15 protein-coding genes are annotated in these 17,413 nt (G+C 70.4%); 3 read left to right on the top strand and 12 right to left on the bottom strand.

The genetic code is table 11. The annotated features are described in order from the left end of the window. Positions 1–59 precede the first annotated feature (59 nt). Entirely contained in the window at positions 60–590 is a 531-nt protein-coding gene (locus ACFYWS_RS05710) for an alkyl hydroperoxide reductase (protein WP_389269921.1), read from the bottom strand. 2 nt (positions 591–592) lie between these two features. Continuing rightward, on the bottom strand, positions 593–1,147 hold the full coding sequence (locus ACFYWS_RS05705; RefSeq protein WP_389269919.1) for a peroxiredoxin: 555 nt from the start codon (positions 1,145–1,147) through the stop codon (positions 593–595). Positions 1,148–1,279: 132 nt separating this feature from the next. Here ACFYWS_RS05705 and ACFYWS_RS05700 point away from each other — a divergent pair, with 132 nt between their 5' ends. Next, on the top strand, positions 1,280–2,260 hold the full coding sequence (locus tag ACFYWS_RS05700) for a LysR substrate-binding domain-containing protein (RefSeq protein WP_389269917.1): 981 nt from the start codon (positions 1,280–1,282) through the stop codon (positions 2,258–2,260). A gap of 3 nt (positions 2,261–2,263) precedes the next feature. Here the strand turns inward: ACFYWS_RS05700 and ACFYWS_RS05695 are convergent, their stop codons facing one another. From ACFYWS_RS05695 to ACFYWS_RS05675, 5 genes are read right to left on the bottom strand one after another with little or no spacing between them, the layout of a single operon-like run. Then, positions 2,264–4,660 (bottom strand): FtsX-like permease family protein, encoded by a 2,397-nt coding sequence (locus tag ACFYWS_RS05695; protein ID WP_389269915.1) that lies wholly within the window; start codon positions 4,658–4,660, stop codon positions 2,264–2,266. Then, entirely contained in the window at positions 4,657–5,355 is a 699-nt protein-coding gene (locus ACFYWS_RS05690; RefSeq protein ID WP_389269913.1) for an ABC transporter ATP-binding protein, read from the bottom strand. The genes ACFYWS_RS05695 and ACFYWS_RS05690 overlap by 4 nt, the downstream gene beginning before the upstream one ends. Next, entirely contained in the window at positions 5,352–5,879 is a 528-nt protein-coding gene (locus tag ACFYWS_RS05685) for a PadR family transcriptional regulator (RefSeq protein ID WP_389269911.1), read from the bottom strand. The genes ACFYWS_RS05690 and ACFYWS_RS05685 overlap by 4 nt, the downstream gene beginning before the upstream one ends. Before the next feature lie 48 nt (positions 5,880–5,927). Continuing rightward, on the bottom strand, positions 5,928–6,158 hold the full coding sequence (locus ACFYWS_RS05680; protein WP_389269909.1) for a hypothetical protein: 231 nt from the start codon (positions 6,156–6,158) through the stop codon (positions 5,928–5,930). After that, positions 6,155–7,093: an SPFH domain-containing protein gene (locus tag ACFYWS_RS05675; protein ID WP_389269907.1), complete on the bottom strand. Its 939-nt coding sequence runs from the start codon at positions 7,091–7,093 to the stop codon at positions 6,155–6,157. Before ACFYWS_RS05675 ends, ACFYWS_RS05680 begins: the two co-directional genes overlap by 4 nt. Positions 7,094–7,380: 287 nt before the next feature. On the opposite strand from ACFYWS_RS05675, the gene ACFYWS_RS05670 reads away from it, so the two are divergent. Further along, entirely contained in the window at positions 7,381–9,627 is a 2,247-nt protein-coding gene (locus ACFYWS_RS05670; RefSeq protein ID WP_389269905.1) for a transglycosylase domain-containing protein, read from the top strand. Between the two features lie 10 nt (positions 9,628–9,637). Here the strand turns inward: ACFYWS_RS05670 and ACFYWS_RS05665 are convergent, their stop codons facing one another. The 5 genes from ACFYWS_RS05665 to ACFYWS_RS05645 form a co-directional block, all read right to left on the bottom strand. Further along, complete coding sequence (locus ACFYWS_RS05665) at positions 9,638–10,099, bottom strand: hemerythrin domain-containing protein (RefSeq protein ID WP_389269903.1); 462 nt, start codon at positions 10,097–10,099, stop codon at positions 9,638–9,640. A gap of 10 nt (positions 10,100–10,109) precedes the next feature. Beyond that, positions 10,110–12,122 (bottom strand): SpoIIE family protein phosphatase, encoded by a 2,013-nt coding sequence (locus ACFYWS_RS05660; protein WP_389269901.1) that lies wholly within the window; start codon positions 12,120–12,122, stop codon positions 10,110–10,112. 418 nt (positions 12,123–12,540) lie between these two features. Further along, positions 12,541–13,218, bottom strand: a complete 678-nt coding sequence (locus ACFYWS_RS05655; protein ID WP_389269899.1) for a DUF402 domain-containing protein — start codon at positions 13,216–13,218, stop codon at positions 12,541–12,543. A 73-nt stretch (positions 13,219–13,291) separates the two neighbouring features. Beyond that, entirely contained in the window at positions 13,292–14,689 is a 1,398-nt protein-coding gene (locus ACFYWS_RS05650) for a class II fumarate hydratase (protein WP_389269897.1), read from the bottom strand. Positions 14,690–14,772: 83 nt separating this feature from the next. Then, the gene (locus tag ACFYWS_RS05645; RefSeq protein WP_389269895.1) at positions 14,773–16,443 is read right to left on the bottom strand and encodes a fumarate hydratase; all 1,671 of its coding nucleotides are present in this window, start codon (positions 16,441–16,443) and stop codon (positions 14,773–14,775) included. A 164-nt stretch (positions 16,444–16,607) separates the two neighbouring features. Here ACFYWS_RS05645 and ACFYWS_RS05640 point away from each other — a divergent pair, with 164 nt between their 5' ends. After that, a complete protein-coding gene (locus tag ACFYWS_RS05640; protein WP_389269893.1) occupies positions 16,608–17,294 on the top strand; it encodes a DUF1707 domain-containing protein in 687 nt (228 codons plus the stop codon). The last annotated feature ends 119 nt before the right edge of the window (positions 17,295–17,413 follow it).

Raw genomic sequence — 17,413 nt, 5'->3', positions numbered from 1 at the left:
GAGGCCTCGGGGCGCTGCCCCGGACCCCGCTGCTCAATCGCCGCAGGGGCTAAAAGGTGTTACGCCAGCGCGTCTTCCGCGTCCAGCGTGACGCCGACCGCCTGGATCACAGACGCGATCTTGAAGGCCTCCTGGACGACCTCACGGTCGACACCGGCCTTGCGCAGCACCTGCTCGTGCGAGTCGAGGCACATCCCGCACCCGTTGATCGCCGAGACCGCGAAGGACCACAGCTCGAAGTCGACCTTGTCGACCCCCGGGTTGCCGATGACGTTCATCCGCAGACCCGCGCGCATCGTCCCGTACTCGTTGTCCGAGAGCAGGTGACGCGTGCGGTAGAAGACGTTGTTCATCGCCATGATGGCGGCGGCCGACTTCGCGGCGGTGTACGCCTCCGCCGACAGGTTCGCCTTCGCCTCGGGCTCCAGCTCGCGCAGCACGCGCGGGGAACGGGAGGCGATGGCGGTCGCCAGGACCGTGCCCCACAGCTGCTGGGCCGGGAGGTCCGAGTTGCCGATGACCGAGCCCAGGTTGAGCTTCAGGTCCTTGGCGTAGTCCGGAACGGCGGACTTCAGCTCATCGAGGGCCATGCTCACTCACCGGCCAGCAGCGCGACCGGGTCCAGGGTGTTCTCGCCCTGGGTCCAGTTGCACGGGCACAGCTCGTCCGTCTGGAGGGCGTCGAGGACCCGGAGGACCTCCTTGGGGTTACGGCCGACGGAGCCGGCGGTCACCATCGTGAACTGGATCTCGTTGTTCTGGTCGACGATGAAGACGGCGCGCTGCGCGAAGCCGTCCTCGCCCTCGATGCCGAGGTCACGCATGAGCTCGTGCTTCGAGTCGGCCATCATCGGGAACGGCAGGTCCGTCAGGTCCGGGTGGTCCTTGCGCCAGGCGTGGTGCACGAACTCGGAGTCACCGGAGAAGCCGAGGATCTGGGCGTCACGGTCGGCGAACTCCTCGTTCAGCTTGCCGAACGCGGCGATCTCGGTGGGGCACACGAAGGTGAAGTCCTTGGGCCACGCGAAGACGATCTTCCACTTGCCCTCGTAGGTCTTGTGGTTGATCTGCTCGAACTCAGAGCCCTTCTCCAGCGAGACACAGGCAGTCAGGTCGAACTCGGGGAACTTGTCACCGACAGTGAGCACACGAACTCCTTGCAGTAGGAGACATCCCTTTTGGGGGTGTTTCCATGGGTTGGACTACTTGAGATCGTGGCACAGGGTGCATTGATTACGGAAATAGCTAGACTCGGTCATGTTGATCGGAGGTGGCTATCAGTGGCCGTACAGAACGGAAAGCCCGTCGGCGCCGGGGTCGGGGCCCGGCGCAGGCAGCCGAGCCTGGCGCAGCTGCGGGCGTTCGCCGCGGTCGCGGAGCATCTGCACTTCCGGGACGCGGCGGCGGCGATCGGGATGAGCCAGCCCGCACTGTCGGGCGCGGTCTCGGCGCTGGAGGAGACGCTGGGGGTGACCCTTCTCGAGCGTACGACGAGAAAGGTGCTGCTCTCACCGGCCGGGGAGCGGATCGCGGTGCGGGCCAAGGCCGTCCTCGACGGCGTCGGCGCGCTCGTCGAGGAGGCCGAGGCGGTGCGGGCCCCGTTCACCGGGGCGCTGCGGCTCGGGGTGATTCCCACGGTGGCGCCGTATCTGCTGCCGGCGGTGCTGCGGCTCGTCCACGAGACGTATCCCGACCTGGACCTCCAGGTGCACGAGGAGCAGACGTCCTCGCTCATCGAGGGCCTGGGGGCGGGGCGGCTCGACCTGCTGCTGCTCGCCGTGCCGCTCGGGGTGCCGGGGGTGAGTGAACTGCCCTTGTTCGACGAGGACTTCGTGCTGGTCACCCCGCTGGATCACTGGCTCGGCGGACGCGAGGGAATTCCGCGTGAAGCGCTGCGGGAGCTGAACCTGCTGCTGCTCGACGAGGGGCACTGCCTGCGCGACCAGGCCCTCGACATCTGCCGGGAGGCGGGCCGCGACGACGCCCCCGTCGCCACGACCGCCGCCGGGCTCGCCACACTGGTCCAGCTCGTCGCGGGTGGCCTCGGGGTGACGCTGCTGCCGCGCACCGCCGTGTCCGTCGAGACCAGCCGGAGCAGCCAGCTGCTCACCGGGTACTTCGCGGAGCCCGCGCCCGCGCGCCGCGTGGCCTTCGCCATGCGGACGGGGGCTGCGCGCTCCGCGGAGTACGAGGAACTGGCGAAGGCCCTGCGAACCGCCTTGCGGGGCCTGCCGGTTCGCGTCCTCGGGCCCCAGGGCTGAGCGTCACTCCGTCCGCAGGCCGTCCGCCCGCATCATGCGGTACAGCGGAGGCAGCGACAGGAGTGTCACCACCGCGACGAGGGCGGCCGCCACCCCGGCCAGCGGGAGGAACACCAGCCAGTCGGTCACCGGATTGCCGACGAGGCGCAGCATCAGCCAGCCGAGCGTGAGCCCGCCCGTGACCGCCACGGCCATGCCGAGGACCACCGGGATCGCCGTCTGCCACAGCACGGACCAGGCGAGCGTCGAACGCTTCGTGCCGTAGGCGACGAGCACCGACAACAGCCGCTTGCGCTCGCGGAGTTGCTCGATCTGCGAGACCAGCATCGATGCCGCGATGATCACCATGGTGAGGGCCGCGGCCGTGAAGAGGGCCGTGCGGATGCTCGCGTACTCCTTGTCGCGGCTCGCCACCTCGTACGTCCACACGTGCATGCCCGGGTCGACCGCGAACGCGGTGTTGCGGACCTGGTCCGCCGCGTCCGGCACGTTCTCGTCGATCTGGATCTGCGCGTTGGTCGACGCGGTGTGCAGGGTCGCCGGGTCGAGGGCGCCGGGGGTGGCGAGGATGCCGCCGTAGAACTCGCCCGCCGGGTCCTTCCGGGAGTCGACGGTGCGCACGTCATGGGGCAGCGACCAGTGCACCGGCTTCAGGTCGGTGCGGCCCGCGCCTTCGGGGTCGTCCACCAGGAGTCGCCCGCCGGGCAGCGCGACCTTCGCCAACTGGTCGTCGGAGTACGAGTCGTGGGAGCGGGTGACCCGGAAGACGTCGCCGTCCGAGCACGACGGCAGGTGGGCCAGCTCGCGCAGCGAGGGGCAGGAGCCGACGGACAGCGAGACCGACGGGGGGTAGCCGTCCGCGGCAGGCTTGGCGCCCACCAGCTCGGCCGAGCTGCTGACCGTACCGATGACCTTCTTGACGCCCTTGGTGGTCCGGAACTCCTGGACCATCCGGTCGGCCAGCGCACCGCTCGGGAAGTCGGTGTTCGCGCCGATCTGGGCTCGCTGGGGGTCCTGGCCGGTCGAGCTGTTGAAGCCGTCGTTGATGCCGACGGTGAACATCTGAAGGGCGATGCCGCCGGCCACCGCGATGGTGATGCCGGAGATCGCGCGGGTGGCGCCGCTGCTGTTCAACTGGAGCCTGCGGGTCGCCAGTTGCCAGGGAACGGAGCCGCCCCGCAGCCGGCCCACGACGGCCTCGACCAGCCAGGGCAGTACGAGCACCAGGCCGACGAGGGTCAGCAGGACGCCTCCCGCGATCACCACCATGGACAGCTGGGACGAGCCCGCGCCGAAGCTGGACAGGAACAGGACCAGGAGGCCGACGAAGGGGACGGGCAGCCGCCACCACAGCCTGCGGCCGCGCACACGCCCGCCCCGTACGACACCGAGCGGCTCGATCGAGACGGACCGCAGGGCGAACACCGTGACGGCGATCGCGGACAGCGGCACCGCCAGCAGTACCACCGCGGCGAGGACCGGCACCGGTGTGAAGTCGTCGGGGAACGCCGACAGGCGCCACACCTCGACGTGCGCGAACACCTGCCGCCCGGCGTAGAAGGTGAGCAGGCCGACCGCGAGGCCGACGAGCGTGCCGAACAGCGCCTCACCGGCGGCCACCCACCGCGTCATCCGCGCGTCCGCGCCGACGAGCCGCAGGGCGGCGAGCCTGCGGTCGCGCCGCTCGCCACCGAACCGTACGGCGGTCGCGATGAAGATGGCGATGGGGGCGAGCAGCACCACGCAGCCCAGCAGGATCATCAGCACCAGGGCCGGGTCGAGCGGGGTGTTGTCGCCCGCTCGCCCGAAGCCGTCGACGCGGGTGGCACCGCGGTCGGTGCTCAGGCTGTCGCCGCCCGCGTACATGTACAGGTCGAAGGGGTCGCTCAGGCCCGCTTCCTGGATGGTGCCGACGTCACGGAAGTCGTAGCGCTTCTTGAGGAGTTCGCCCTCGGGGGAGTCGAGGAGCTTGCGCAGTGCGGGCGAGACCAGCATCTCGCCGTCGCCCGGCAGCTTGTCGACGCCGGGCGGCAGGACGGGGTGCTCGCCGTCGGCGCTCAGCATGTAGCCGCCGACCGTGAGGTCCCGGTACGAGGAGGAGGTGTCGAGCGTGAGCAGCGTGCGGTCCGACGGCTTCACGCTCTCTTCGCTGAAGCTGATCGAACGGGCGTCGTAGCGGGCGTCGCGGCTGCTCGTGAAGTTCGGCACGGACGCGGCGCCCAGCAGTACGGCGACGCCGAGGCCGACGCCGAGCGCGGTGAGCAGCGTACGGATCCAGCCCTCGCGGCCGCCGGAGAAGCCGAAGCGGACGCCGAGCGCGAGGTCGCGCAGGCGGCCCGCGAGGCCGGGATCCGTGGGTGCGGGCGGGGCCTGGGCGGGGCGCTCGTCGAGGAGGGTCATCGGGCGAACTCCATGTCCCGGGCCTTGCCGTCCCGCACGACGATCTCGCGGTCGGAGTAGGCGGCCACCCGCGTCTCGTGGGTGACCAGGACGACGGCGGCGCCGGTGCTGCGGGCGGCGTCCGTGAGCAGCTCCATCACGCGCTCGCCGTTGAGCGAGTCCAGGGCGCCGGTGGGCTCGTCGGCGAACAGCACGCGCGGCCCCGTGACCAGGGAACGGGCGACCGCGACGCGCTGGCCCTGGCCGCCGGAGACCTCACCCGGGCGCTTGCCCGCGAGGTCGTCGATCTCCAGACGCCGCAGCCATTCGACGGCCCGGCCCTCGGCCTCCTTGCGCTTCACGCCGTTCAGGCGCAGCGGGAGCGCGACGTTCTCGACGCACGTCAACTCCGGGACCAGCTGGCCGAACTGGAACACGAAGCCGAACTCGCCGCGGCGCAGCGCGCTGCGCTCCGCGTCGGACATGGCGGTCAGCTCGCGGCCGTTGTACGTGATGGTGCCGGAGTCCGGCGTGACGATCCCGGCGAGGCAGTGCAGCAGCGTCGACTTGCCCGAGCCGGAGGGGCCCATGACGGCGACGACCTCGCCCGGGTGGACGGAGAAGGAGGCGCCGTCGAGGGCCGGGGTCGGCCCGTACGTCTTGTGCAGGCCGGTCGCGGCCAGCAGGGAACCGGCGGGAGTGGTGGGGGAACTCATGAAGGACGTACCTCCGCGGCGAGCTTGTCGAGGCGCGCGGCGGTCAGTTCCAGCCAGCGCAGGTCGGCTTCCAGGTGGAACAGGGCGTGGTCGCAGATGAGCTGATCGGCGAGGTCGCCCTTGCGCTTGCGGTCCGTGAGGATGCGCATCAGGCGCAGGTGCTCGGAGCGCTGGGCGTCGAGGAGTTCGGTGGCGTCGCGCCGGGTCAGGAGGGCGAGGACGACCTTGGTGTAGAGGGTCGACTGGAGGTACGGCTCCGGCTTCTCCGGCGTCGCGAGCCACTGCTTCACGTCGGTGACGCCGGCGTCGGTGATCGCGTACCGCTTGCGCTCGGGGCCGCCGCCGGCCTCGATCCCGTCGACCTCTACGAGGCCGTTCTTCAGGAGGCGGGACATGGTCGAGTAGACCTGCCCGTAGTGCAGCGGCTTGTCGTGCCCGAACGTCTCGTCGAAGGTGCGCTTGAGGTCGTAACCGTGGCGGGGCCCGGATTCGAGCAGCCCGAGGAGGGTGTGGCCGATGGACATGCGAGGGACTATACACACCGCGTATACGCGGTGTGTATAGCCGGTCGTTCAGTCGGTTTCGTTGGACGGCGGGCGGCCCCGCCTCGGCAGGGGGCCCGCCGTACCCGGCAGGCGCCCCGCGTCCTTGAGGGCCCGGCGCAGCAGGAACTCGATCTGCGCGTTCGCCGATCTCAGGTCGTCGCCCGCCCAGCGCGCGAGCGCGTCGTACACCGTGGGGTCGAGCCGCAGCAGGACCTGTTTGCGTGCCGGGCGGCTCTCGCGGTCAGGGGGCGGCGTCACTGGTAGAGCGTTCCTGTGTTCACGACGGGCTGGGCCGCGCGGTCGCCGCAGAGGACGACCAGCAGGTTGGAGACCATCGCCGCCTTGCGCTCCTCGTCGAGCGCCACGAAGTCCTGCTCGGTGATGCGGGCGAGCGCGTCCTCGACCATGCCCACCGCTCCGTCGACGATCAGGCGGCGGGCCGCCACGACCGCCCCGGCCTGCTGGCGCTGGAGCATCGCCGACGCGATCTCGGGGGCGTACGCGAGGTGCGTGAAGCGGGACTCGATGATCTGGACGCCGGCGGCCTCCACGCGCGCGTGCAGTTCGAGTGCGAGCTTCTCGGTGATCTCCTCGGCGTTGCCGCGCAGCGACAGGCCCTCCTCGTCATGCGCGTCGTACGGGTACTCGATGGCGATGTGCCGGACCGCCGCCTCGGTCTGCGTCGAGACGAACTCCAGGAAGTCGTCGACCTCGAAGCTCGCCTGGGCCGTGTCCTCGACCTTCCAGACGACGACCGCGGCGAGCTCGATCGGGTTGCCGTACGCGTCGTTGACCTTCAGGACGGCCGTCTCGTGGTTGCGCACACGCGTCGAGATCTTCGTGCGCGAGGTGAGCGGGTTCACCCAACGCAGGCCGTCCGTGCGGATCGTGCCCCGGTAGCGGCCGAAGAGCTGGACGACGCGGGCCTCGCCCGGCGCCACCATGTTCAGGCCCGCCATGGCGAAGACCGAGCCGATCGCGACCACGACGCCGACCGCGATGAGCGCCCCCCTGGCGCCCGACGAGTCGGTGGAGCCGGCGATCGCGATCAGGCCCGCGCCGACGACGAGGCCGATGAGGCCGAGCAGCAGGGCGAGCCCGCCGCCGATGCTGTGGGCCGTGACTTCGCGTACGCGCGCCTTCGGCATCTCCGGTACGTCCGGAGTATTCGGTGTGGCGTCCGTCTCGGACATGGCTGTCCCCGTCTCTCTGAGCTGGTCGTTCGTCGCCGTAGCGCCGCGAACGTGGTCTAGCAAAGTGATATCACTTTATCTCGTCCGGCAACCATCCGCACGTCTCGCTCGTCGGTTCCCATGGGGCAGGTGCTGATTGTCACGTCCGATATGGCCGAATCAACGAAGATTCGACATAAGTGACGGGTTAGGTTCTTGAGCCGATTCAGCACCATCGTGAGAACTGGGTTCGTACCCGTACGCGAAGGCGTAGGCGTACAAGGACAAGAAGCGGAGCGACTGAGGTCATGGGCCGAGCGGATGCGAGGAAGGCGCGCAAGCGCGCGGCGCGGCCGTCGGGCATACGCCGCTTCTTCACCTGGAAGAAGCTCCTGGGCACGTTCTTCGGGCTCGTGCTGCTGGGCATGGGCGCGTTCGTCGTGCTGTATCTGGTGATCGACGTACCCGAGGGCAACCCCGAAGCCCAGGTGCAGAGCAACCTCTACAAGTACAGCGACGGCTCCACGATGGCCCGCACCGGCAAGGTGAACCGGGAGATCGTCGACCTCGCCGAGGTACCCGAGGGCGTTCAGCACACCTTCGTCGCCGCCGAGAACAAGACGTTCTACACGGACAAGGGCGTCGACATGAAGGGCACCGCCCGCGGCATGCTCAACACCGTGATGGGCAAGGGCAAGCAGGGCGGCTCGACGATCACCCAGCAGTACGTGAAGAACTACTACCTGACGCAGGAACAGACCGTCTCCCGCAAGCTCAAGGAACTGGTCATCTCGCTGAAGGTGGACCAGAAGCAGTCCAAGGACGACATCCTCGCCGGGTACATCAACACCAGCTACTACGGGCGCGGAGCCTGGGGCGTCCAAGCCGCCGCCCAGGCCTACTACGGCAAGGACGCCTCGAAGCTGAGCGTGTCGCAGGGCGCGTACCTCGCCGCGCTGCTCCAGGCCCCGAACCAGTACGACTGGGCGATCGCCTCCGACACCGGCAAGAAGCTGGCACAGGCGCGCTGGAACTACGTGCTCGACAACATGGTCGACATGCACTGGCTGAGCGCGAGCGAGCGGCAGGGCATGAAGTTCGACGTGCCGAAGCCGCCGAAGGCCGCCTCCGGGCTCCAGGGGCAGGAGGGCTACCTCGCCGAGGCCGCCAAGGGCGAGGTCATGAAGGAACTCAACCTCACCGACGCCCAGTTCAACGCCGGCGGCTACACGGTCACCCTCAACGTCGACCGCAAGAAGCAGAAGCAGCTGGAGAAGTCGGTCGACCAGCAGCTCAACGACAAGCTCGACCGCAAGGACAAGAAGGCCGACGCGCGCGTGCAGGCCGGCGCCGTCTCCGTCGCCCCGAAGACCGGCAAGGTCCTCGCCATGTACGGCGGTGAAGGGCTCAGCGAGCACTACGTCAACAACGCGACGCGCACCGACTACCAGCCCGCCTCCACCTTCAAGCCGCTGATCCTCGCGGCCGCCCTGGAGAACGAGGCGACGACGCAGTCCGGCCAGAGCATCACCGCGGACACGATCTACGACGGCACCAGCAAGCGCCCGGTCGTCGACAACGGCAAGAAGGTCGGCTTCGCCCCGCCGAACGAGGACAAGAAGAGCTACGGCCCGGTCACCCTCCAGACCGCCATGAACAAGTCCGTCAACTCCGTCTTCGCGCAGCTCGGCGTCGACGTCGGCATGGACGAGGTGATGGCGACGGCGAAGAAGCTCGGCATGGACTCGGGCGACCTCAAGCCGTTCCCCGCGCAGACCCTCGGCACCATGGGCGCGAGCCCGATGGAGATGGCCGGTGTCTACGCGACCCTCGACAACCACGGCAAGAAGGTCACCCCGCAGCTCGTGAAGACGGTGTACAAGCAGGGCGAGAAGGTCCCGCGGGAGGAACCCGTCAGTGAGCAGGTGATCAGCCGCGGCGCCGCCGACTCGGTGACCTCGATCCTGACCGGCGTGGTCGACGACGGTACGGCGAAGGCCTCGGTGCGCGACAACCCGGCCCGCGCCGGTCAGCAGGTCGCGGGCAAGACCGGTACGTCCGACGACAACAAGTCGGCCTGGTTCACCGGGTACACGCCGGACCTGGTCACGTCGGTGGGCCTGTTCGGCGAGGGCGCGCTGACGTCGTCCGAGGCGGGCGCGCACGTGTCCATGGAGGGCGCGGGCGGCCTGCCGCGTGTCGACGGCGGCAGCTTCCCCGCCCAGATCTGGGCGCAGTACACGTTCAACACGTCCAGCGCGAACGGGAAGTTCGACCTGGACACCGACATGGGCAAGGCCGTCCAGCCCACGACGACCGCCCCGGCCACCCCGACCGAGGAGCCCTCGACCGACCCGACGCCGAGCAAGTCGGAGACGACCGATCCGACGCCGACCCAGTCGTCGCCGAGCGGGACACCGACGAGCGAGACGCCGACGACCGACCCGACACAGACGCTCCCGGTCCCGACCGACAGCCCGACAGAGAGCTGGCCGGAGGACCCGATCGAACCGGAGAACGGCGGCGGGAACGGGAACGGGAACGGCAGAGACTGACGCGCGCCACTCAGGCGTCCTGCTGGGGATGCGCCGATCGCCACGCCACCATCGACGCGTCCCACCCGTCCCCGGACAGCGCCGTCAGCGACGCCGGGAAGAGGCCGTCCTCCTCCTTGGCGATGTGCCGGTGCAGTTCGTCCGTCTCGTCCCTCAGGCGCTGTACGTCGCCGGGGTCCGTGAGGTCGAGGGTGGGCAGCAGCACCCCGAGCTCGCGGTGCTCGGCGACCAGCGCGTCGATGTAGTCGGCGTACTCCGGGTCGCCGCGCATCACCGCGAACAGGCCGTCCTCCTCGCCCTTCCAGTGCGAGGCGAGCTCCCGCGCCATCGCGTCGACGAGCGTCCGCGCGGCCGCCACGTCACCACGCTCCAACGCCCGCAGCGCGTCACCCGCGGCGTCCGTGACGCGCTCGTGCTCGGCGATGAACTCCTTGATCAGCGGGATCTCACGGCATCCGCAGTAGTGGCACATGGCCACATGTCTACGGCACCGGCAGCTCGAACCAGACGACCTTGCCGGTGGACAGGCGCGTCGCGCCCCACCGCCGCGCGAGCCGGTTCACCAGGTAGAGCCCGCGACCGCCCTCGTCCGTCGCCCGCGCCTGCCGAAGGCGCGGCAACTGCGGTACGTCGTCGCCCACTTCGCAGCGCAGTACGTCGGTCCGCAGCAGGCGCAGGGTCACCGGACGCGTGGCGTAGCGCACCGCGTTCGTCACGACCTCGCTCACCAGGAGCTCGACCGAGTCCGTGAGCTCCTCCAGACCCCAGCGGTCCAGGGCGCTGCGGGCCAGCCTGCGGGCCCGGCCCGGCGCCGCGTCCTCCGGCTCCAGGGTCCAGTACGCGACATCGCTCGGCGCGATCCCGTCGAACCGGGCGGCGAGCAGCGCGATGTCGTCGTCCCGGTCACCCGGGCCGAGCATGTCGAGGACGTCGTCGCACAGTGCCTCAAGGGGCGGCGGATGGTCGGGCCCGGTCAACTGCGCGGTCGCGGCGAGCCGTTCGCGCAGCTGCTCTATCCCGGTCCACACGTCCCGCAGCCGCGACTCGACCAGCCCGTCCGTGTACAGGAGCAGCGTCGCGCCCGCCGGGGCGTCCAGCTCGACCGCCTCGAAGTCGACGCCGCCGACGCCGATCGGGGCGCCCGGCGGCACCCGCAGCACCTCGGAACGCCCGCCCAGATGCAGCAGAACGGGCGGCGGATGCCCGGCGTTGGCGATGGTGATGCGGTGCGCGACCGGGTCGTACACGGCGTACAGGCAGGTCGCCATGCGGTCCGTGCCGAGCCGCTGGGCCTGCTCGTCGAGGTGGTGCAGGACCTCCTGCGGGGGCAGGTCGAGACCGGCGAGGGTCTGCGCGGTGGTACGGAGCTGGCCCATGATGGCGGCCGAGGTCATCGAGTGCCCCATGACGTCGCCCACGACCAGCGCGACGCGGCTGCCCGGCAGCGGGATCGCGTCGTACCAGTCGCCGCCGACCCGCGCCGTCTCCGCCGCCGGCAGATAGCGCGAGGCGAGCCGCACCCCGGTCGGGCGCGGCAGGGTCTCCGGCAGCATCGTGCGCTGCAGTTCGTCCGCGATGTACGCCTCGCGCCCGTACAGCACCGCCTTGTCGATGCCGAGCGCGCTGTGCGTCGCCAACTGGCCCGCCACCAGCAGGTCGTCGGCGTCGAACGCGAGCCGGTCGGGGCGGCGCAGGAACACCGCGGCACCGATCACCCGGCGCCGGCCGCGCAGCGGGGCCAGGATCGCGCGCTGGCCGCCCGGCAACGCCCGGTCGGAGCCGAGGAGTTCGGGCAGCGCGGCGAGCGCGGCCGCCGAGTCGGCGAACACCGGACGCACGCCGCGCAGCACCTCGGCGAGCGCGCCACCGGAGCGCACCTCGCACAACTCGGCGCTGCCCGCGGTCAGTTCCAGCTGCGGGGTGAGCGGGACGGTGAGGCCGACGCCGTCCGTCTCCGTGTCGCCCGCGGTGTCGGGGGAGTCCGGGATCCGGTCGGTGCGGCGCAGGCGCAGCACCATGGGCCCGGTCGGCCGCTCGTCGCCCACCGGCAGCGGCTCGCGCAGATACACGAGGATCGCGTCCGAGAACGTGGGCACGGTCGCCCGGCACAGGCCCATCACGATCTCGTCGAGGTCCAGGCCGCGGGCGATCCGGCGGGTCGCGGCGCCGACGAAGCGCAGCCGGTCGCCGTCGCGCCGCATCGCCGCAGGCTGCCCGCTGGGGCGCGGCTGTCCCGTGCGGCGGTCCGCGCCGTCCGGCGGCCCCGGGCGCACCGGCTCGGGGGAGGGCGCGGCGGGCTGCGCGTGCTCGGCGTCCGCGGCGCCGCCCGCGGCGCGCCGTGGCTGCTCCGGCAGGCCGCCGGAGGCCGGGGCGGAGGCCTCGCCGGAACCCGGCGCGGAGGTCTCAGGGGTGTGCCGAAGGGCCCCGCGGGGGTCGGCGGGGCGGGCCGCCGTGCCGTGGTGGCGGCCTTCGTGGGAGGTGGGGTACTCCGTCACGCGTGTCGATTCCGTCCGTCCGGGGCTGCGCGCCGCGTCACTGGCCAGTGCGCCGGCAGTTGGGGAACAGCTGGGGCCAGGGCCTGTCGGGGGTGGCGCCGCTGCCGATGACCTGCGACGTGTCCCGTAGGGAGGCGGATACCCGAAACCCGCGCTCCGGGAACGGAATCCGTACGGGTGACCACGCCGGGGACCCGCGGACAGCGCTGCTCGCGGTCCCGGCGGCCGTCTCGTCCCGGCCTGCCCACTGCGTCGTCTCACCCACGTTCACGGTCCAGCCGCCCCTCGATGACCTCGTTGACATCGTGTCAGACCAGTTGTGCGTGCCAAGAGTTGTCCGTAGAACCCGCACATCCGGACCGGTGTTCTCTTGCGGAGGACGATCCTACGGTTACCCCATGGGGGCGCATCAAGGGTCTCATGAGGACACGTGCGCGGGCGTACGGTCCCAGTCAACCGGGAGGGCGGGAACCGGCCACGCCGGGTCGGGGCGCCAGTGCTGCCAGCCGTCCGAGAACGGAGGCCGCCAGTTCTCGATCGCCTCGACCGCCCGGCGCCCCGCGGAGCGCACCTCGGACGTCTGTGCGGGGCTCATCAGGCCCACGGCCTGCGCCTGCGCGAACTCGTCCTCGTCGTGCCAGCGCCAGCTGCCGTCCGGGTACACCGACAGGTCGAGGAAGTGGTCCTCCGAGTCGATGCCCGCGGCCCAACGGGCGCGCGGCGCCTCCAGGTTCACGTACCAGTTGCGGAACCTCCAGCCCGGCTCCCAGAACAGCCACACCGACCAGGGGTCGCCGGGCCGCGCCAGTTTCAGCACGCCCGTGCCGGACCAGCGGTCGCGCTGCAGGGCGCGGGGCTTGGTGTAGCGGGTGGCGAGCGGCTCGCGGTGCACGGGGGTGCCGTCGGCGATCACAGGCTTCACGCACTCGGTGCCGGGCGCCATCCACACGGCGAGCAGCTCGTCGGTGTCCTGGACGACCGTGACCGGACGGCAGATGTGGAAGCCGTCGCCCCCGTTGGCGCGGTAGCGCCACAGGATCGGCTCGCCGGGCGCCCAGCGCCCTTCTCTGTCGTGCGTCCGGTAGTCGTCTGTCATGCACAGATATTAGGTGCCAAGGGCATACGACGCTGCGGTGCGTATCGCGAATACGCCAACTGGCCACGCATCGTCACGGCCGCGTCATGCGAAGGACATCGAGCGCCTCGTCGAGCTGTTCCACCGTGAGGTCGCCCCGCTCCACATAGCCGCCGTCGAGCACGACCTCCCGGATCGTCCGCCGTTCGGCGAGGGACTTCTTGGCGACCTTGGCCGCCTCCTCGTAGCCGATGTACTTGTTGAGCGGCGTGACGACGGACGGGGAGGACTCGGCGTACTCGCGGGCGCGCTCGCGGTTGGCGGTGATGCCGTCGACGGTGCGGTCGGCGAGCAGCCGGGACACGTTGGCGAGCAGCCGGATCGACTCCAGGACGTTCTTGGCGATGACCGGAAGCATCACGTTCAGCTCGAAGTTGCCCGCGGCGCCGGCCGTGGCGACCGTCGCGTCGTTCCCGGTCACCTGGGCCGCGACCATCAGCGTCGCCTCGGGGATGACCGGGTTCACCTTGCCCGGCATGATCGACGAACCGGGTTGCAGGTCGGGCAGGTTGATCTCGGCGAGGCCGGTACGCGGACCGGAGGCCGCCCACCGCAGATCGTTGGCGATCTTCGTCAGGCCGACGGCGATGGTGCGCAACTGCCCGCTCGTCTCCACGATCCCGTCCCGCGCGCCCTGCGCCTCGAAGTGGTCGCGGGCCTCGGTCAGCGGCAGCCCCGTCGCGCGCGCGACCTCGGCGATGACGGCCGGCGAGAAGCCGGGCGGGGTGTTGATGCCCGTGCCGACCGCGGTGCCGCCCAGGGGGAGTTCGGCGAGGCGGGGGAGCGAGGCCGTCAGCCGCTCGACGCCGTAGCGGACCTGCGCCGCGTAGCCGCCGAACTCCTGGCCGAGCGTCACCGGCGTCGCGTCCATCAGGTGCGTACGCCCCGACTTCACGACATCGGCGAACTCGGCCGACTTCCGCTCCAGGGACGCGGCCAGGTGATCGAGGGCCGGGATCAGATCGTGGGTGACGGCGGCGGTGGCCGCGATGTGGATGGAGGAGGGGAACACGTCATTGGACGACTGCGAGGCGTTCACGTGGTCGTTCGGGTGCACGTCGCGGCCCAGGCGCTCGGTGGCGAGCGTGGCCAGCACCTCGTTGGTGTTCATGTTCGACGACGTACCGGAGCCGGTCTGGAACACGTCGATGGGGAACTCGGCGTCCCAGCGGCCCTCGGCGACCTCGGCGGCCGCCGAGGCGATGGCCTCGGCGATGTCCTTGTCGACCACTCCGAGTTCGGCGTTCACCGTGGCCGCCGCGCCCTTGATGCGGGCCAGCGCCTCGATGTGGGCGCGCTCGATGCGCTGCCCGGAGATGGGGAAGTTCTCCACGGCGCGCTGGGTCTGGGCCCGCCACTTCGCGGCGGCGGGCACACGGACCTCGCCCATGGAGTCGTGCTCGATGCGGTATTCGCCGGCGTTGTCGCTCATACCAGGTACAGCGTGTACGACGGTGGGGTTGTTCCGGAACGCCGGAACAACCCCACCATCGTGTGATGCCTACTGCCTGCCGGTTACGAGAGGCCGGGGCCGCGGACCGGGATGTGCGTGAAGGTCGGCTCGGGCGCCGGGTTCTGGAAGAAGTCGTTGCCCTTGTCGTCGACGACGATGAACGCCGGGAAGTCCTCGACCTCGATCTTCCAGACGGCCTCCATGCCGAGCTCCTCGTACTCGACGACCTCGACCTTCTTGATGCAGTCCTGCGCGAGGCGCGCGGCCGGGCCGCCGATGGAGCCGAGGTAGAAGCCGCCGTGCGTGTCGCACGCGTCGGTGACCTGCTTGGAGCGGTTGCCCTTGGCGAGCATGACCTTGGAGCCGCCCGCGGCCTGGAACTGCTCCACGTAGGAGTCCATGCGGCCTGCCGTGGTCGGGCCGAACGAGCCGGACGCGTAACCCTCGGGGGTCTTCGCCGGGCCCGCGTAGTACACGGGGTGGTCCTTCAGGTACTGCGGCATCTCCTCGCCGGCGTCCAGGCGCTCCTTGATCTTGGCGTGCGCGATGTCGCGGGCGACGACGAGCGGGCCGGTCAGGGAGAGGCGGGTCTTCACCGGGTGCTTGGCCAGCTCGGCGAGGATCGCGTCCATCGGCTGGTTCAGGTCGACCTTGACGACGTCGCTGTCCTGCTCCAGATGCTCGTCGGTCGTCTCCGGCAGGAAGCGCGCCGGGTCCGTCTCCAGCTGCTCGAGGAAGACGCCCTCCGCGGTGATCTTCGCGGTGGCCTGGCGGTCGGCGGAGCAGGACACGGCGATGGCGACCGGGCAGGAGGCGCCGTGCCGCGGCAGGCGCACCACGCGCACGTCGTGACAGAAGTACTTGCCGCCGAACTGCGCGCCGATGCCGATCTTCTGCGTCAGCTCGAAGACCTTGTCCTCGAGCTCCTTGTCGCGGAAGCCGTGCCCGAGCTCGGAGCCCTCGGCCGGGATCTCGTCCAGGTAGTGCGCGGAGGCGTACTTGGCGGTCTTCAGGGCGTACTCGGCGGAGGTGCCGCCGACGACGATCGCGAGGTGGTACGGCGGGCAGGCGGCCGTGCCCAGGGAGCGGATCTTCTCCTCCAGGAACTTCATCATGGAGGACTCGTTCAGTACGGCCTTCGTCTCCTGGTACAGGAACGACTTGTTGGCGGAGCCGCCGCCCTTGGCCATGAAGAGGAACTTGTAGGCGCCGCCGTCCGTCGCGTAGAGCTCGATCTGCGCGGGGAGGTTGGAGCCGGTGTTCTTCTCGTCCCACATGTTCAGCGGGGCCATCTGCGAGTAGCGCAGGTTCAGGTTCTGGTAGGCGTCGTAGATGCCCTTGCTGAGGGACTTCTCGTCCTCACCTTCGGTGAGGACGTTCTGCCCGCGCTTGCCCATGACGATGGCGGTGCCGGTGTCCTGGCACATGGGGAGCACGCCCGCCGCCGCGATGTTGGCGTTCTTCAGCAGGTCGAGCGCGACGAACTTGTCGTTGCCGGACGCCTCGGGGTCGTCGATGATGCGGCGCAGCTGCGCGAGGTGGGTCGGGCGGAGGTAGTGCTGGATGTCGTGGATCGCCTCTTCGGCGAGCTTGCGCAGCGCCTCCGGCTCGACCTTCAGGAACGTACGGCCGTCCGGCCCCTCGGCGGTGGAGACACCCTCCGAGGTCACCAACCGGTACGTGGTGGGGTCCTCACCCTGGGGAAGCAGATCGGTGTACGCGAACTCCGGCATCTCGCCTTTTCCTCACTCGACAGACAGCAGCTGGCATCCGTTGGCAGCGCCAACCAGCGTAGAACCTGGTCGGGCGGCCGAGCCTGTGAGGTAAGGCTCAGTTCGCCCCGGGAGCCCCGTGACGGGGGGTGTCGCGATCTATCGCGTTTCGGTAGTCTGCTGCCGTGGACCTTCAAAAGCGCCCCTCGCAGCCCGCGCCCAGCGCTCCCGTGGCGGAGCCGACCGACCTGCGCGCGTCCGACGCCGACCGAGACCGGATCGCGGACATCCTGCGCGAGGCGCTCGCGGAGGGCCGGCTCGACGCGGAGGAGCACGCCGAGCGGATCGACGGGGTCTACCGCGCCAAGACGGTCGGCGAACTGGAGCCGCTGGTCCGCGACTTGCCGGGCACCCACGCCGCGCCCCGCCCGGCGCCCGAGCCCGGCCCCGCCCCGAGCCGCCCGGCGCCCGGCACGATCCCGGCGGTGCCCGACGAGAACCTGGTGGCGGTCCTCAGCTCCACGACACGCAAGGGCCGTTGGCGAGTGGGCCGCCGCACGCACGCGTACGCGATCTTCGGCAACGTCGAGATCGACCTCAGCGAGGCGATCTTCGAGTACCCGCAGGTGTACATCAAGGCGGTCTCCGTGTTCGGCAACGTCGAGATCCGCGTCCCCGAGAACATCTCGCTGCGCGGCAGCGGCGCGGGCGTCCTCGGCAACTTCGAGGTGGACACGCTGGACGCGCGTGAGCCCGAGGCGCCCGTCGTGTACGTCGACGGTTTCGCGGTCCTCGGGAACATCGAGGCGAAGCCGAAGCGCGGCAAGCTCATCCAGAACCTGGAGAAGCACCTGCGCAAGCACCTCGGCTGACGACCGCGCCCGATGGCTTTTGGGCGGTGAACTCCCGTATGCGCGTCGGAAGTTCCGAGCTTCGGAACTCAGTGCTTAGGAGCCGACACAGCGGGTAGAGCTTGCTGCATCGTCGCCCG

The sequence above is a fragment of the Streptomyces sp. NPDC002795 genome (genome assembly GCF_042888725.1).
Taxonomy (GTDB): Bacteria; Actinomycetota; Actinomycetes; order Streptomycetales; family Streptomycetaceae; genus Streptomyces.
This window is presented reverse-complemented; position numbering and strand designations above follow the sequence as displayed.

Excerpts from the sequence above, each read along its gene's own strand:
- ACFYWS_RS05645 (WP_389269895.1), bottom strand. The coding sequence starts at position 16,443 with ATGCCGGAGTTCGCGTACACCGATCTGCTTCCCCAGGGTGAGGACCCC.
- ACFYWS_RS05650 (WP_389269897.1), bottom strand. The coding sequence starts at position 14,689 with ATGAGCGACAACGCCGGCGAATACCGCATCGAGCACGACTCCATGGGC.
- ACFYWS_RS05655 (WP_389269899.1), bottom strand. The coding sequence starts at position 13,218 with ATGACAGACGACTACCGGACGCACGACAGAGAAGGGCGCTGGGCGCCC.
- ACFYWS_RS05675 (WP_389269907.1), bottom strand. The coding sequence starts at position 7,093 with ATGTCCGAGACGGACGCCACACCGAATACTCCGGACGTACCGGAGATG.
- ACFYWS_RS05685 (WP_389269911.1), bottom strand. The coding sequence starts at position 5,879 with ATGTCCATCGGCCACACCCTCCTCGGGCTGCTCGAATCCGGGCCCCGC.
- ACFYWS_RS05690 (WP_389269913.1), bottom strand. The coding sequence starts at position 5,355 with ATGAGTTCCCCCACCACTCCCGCCGGTTCCCTGCTGGCCGCGACCGGC.
- ACFYWS_RS05665 (WP_389269903.1), bottom strand. The coding sequence starts at position 10,099 with ATGTGCCACTACTGCGGATGCCGTGAGATCCCGCTGATCAAGGAGTTC.
- ACFYWS_RS05710 (WP_389269921.1), bottom strand. The coding sequence starts at position 590 with ATGGCCCTCGATGAGCTGAAGTCCGCCGTTCCGGACTACGCCAAGGAC.
- ACFYWS_RS05670 (WP_389269905.1), top strand. The coding sequence starts at position 7,381 with ATGGGCCGAGCGGATGCGAGGAAGGCGCGCAAGCGCGCGGCGCGGCCG.
- ACFYWS_RS05695 (WP_389269915.1), bottom strand. The coding sequence starts at position 4,660 with ATGACCCTCCTCGACGAGCGCCCCGCCCAGGCCCCGCCCGCACCCACG.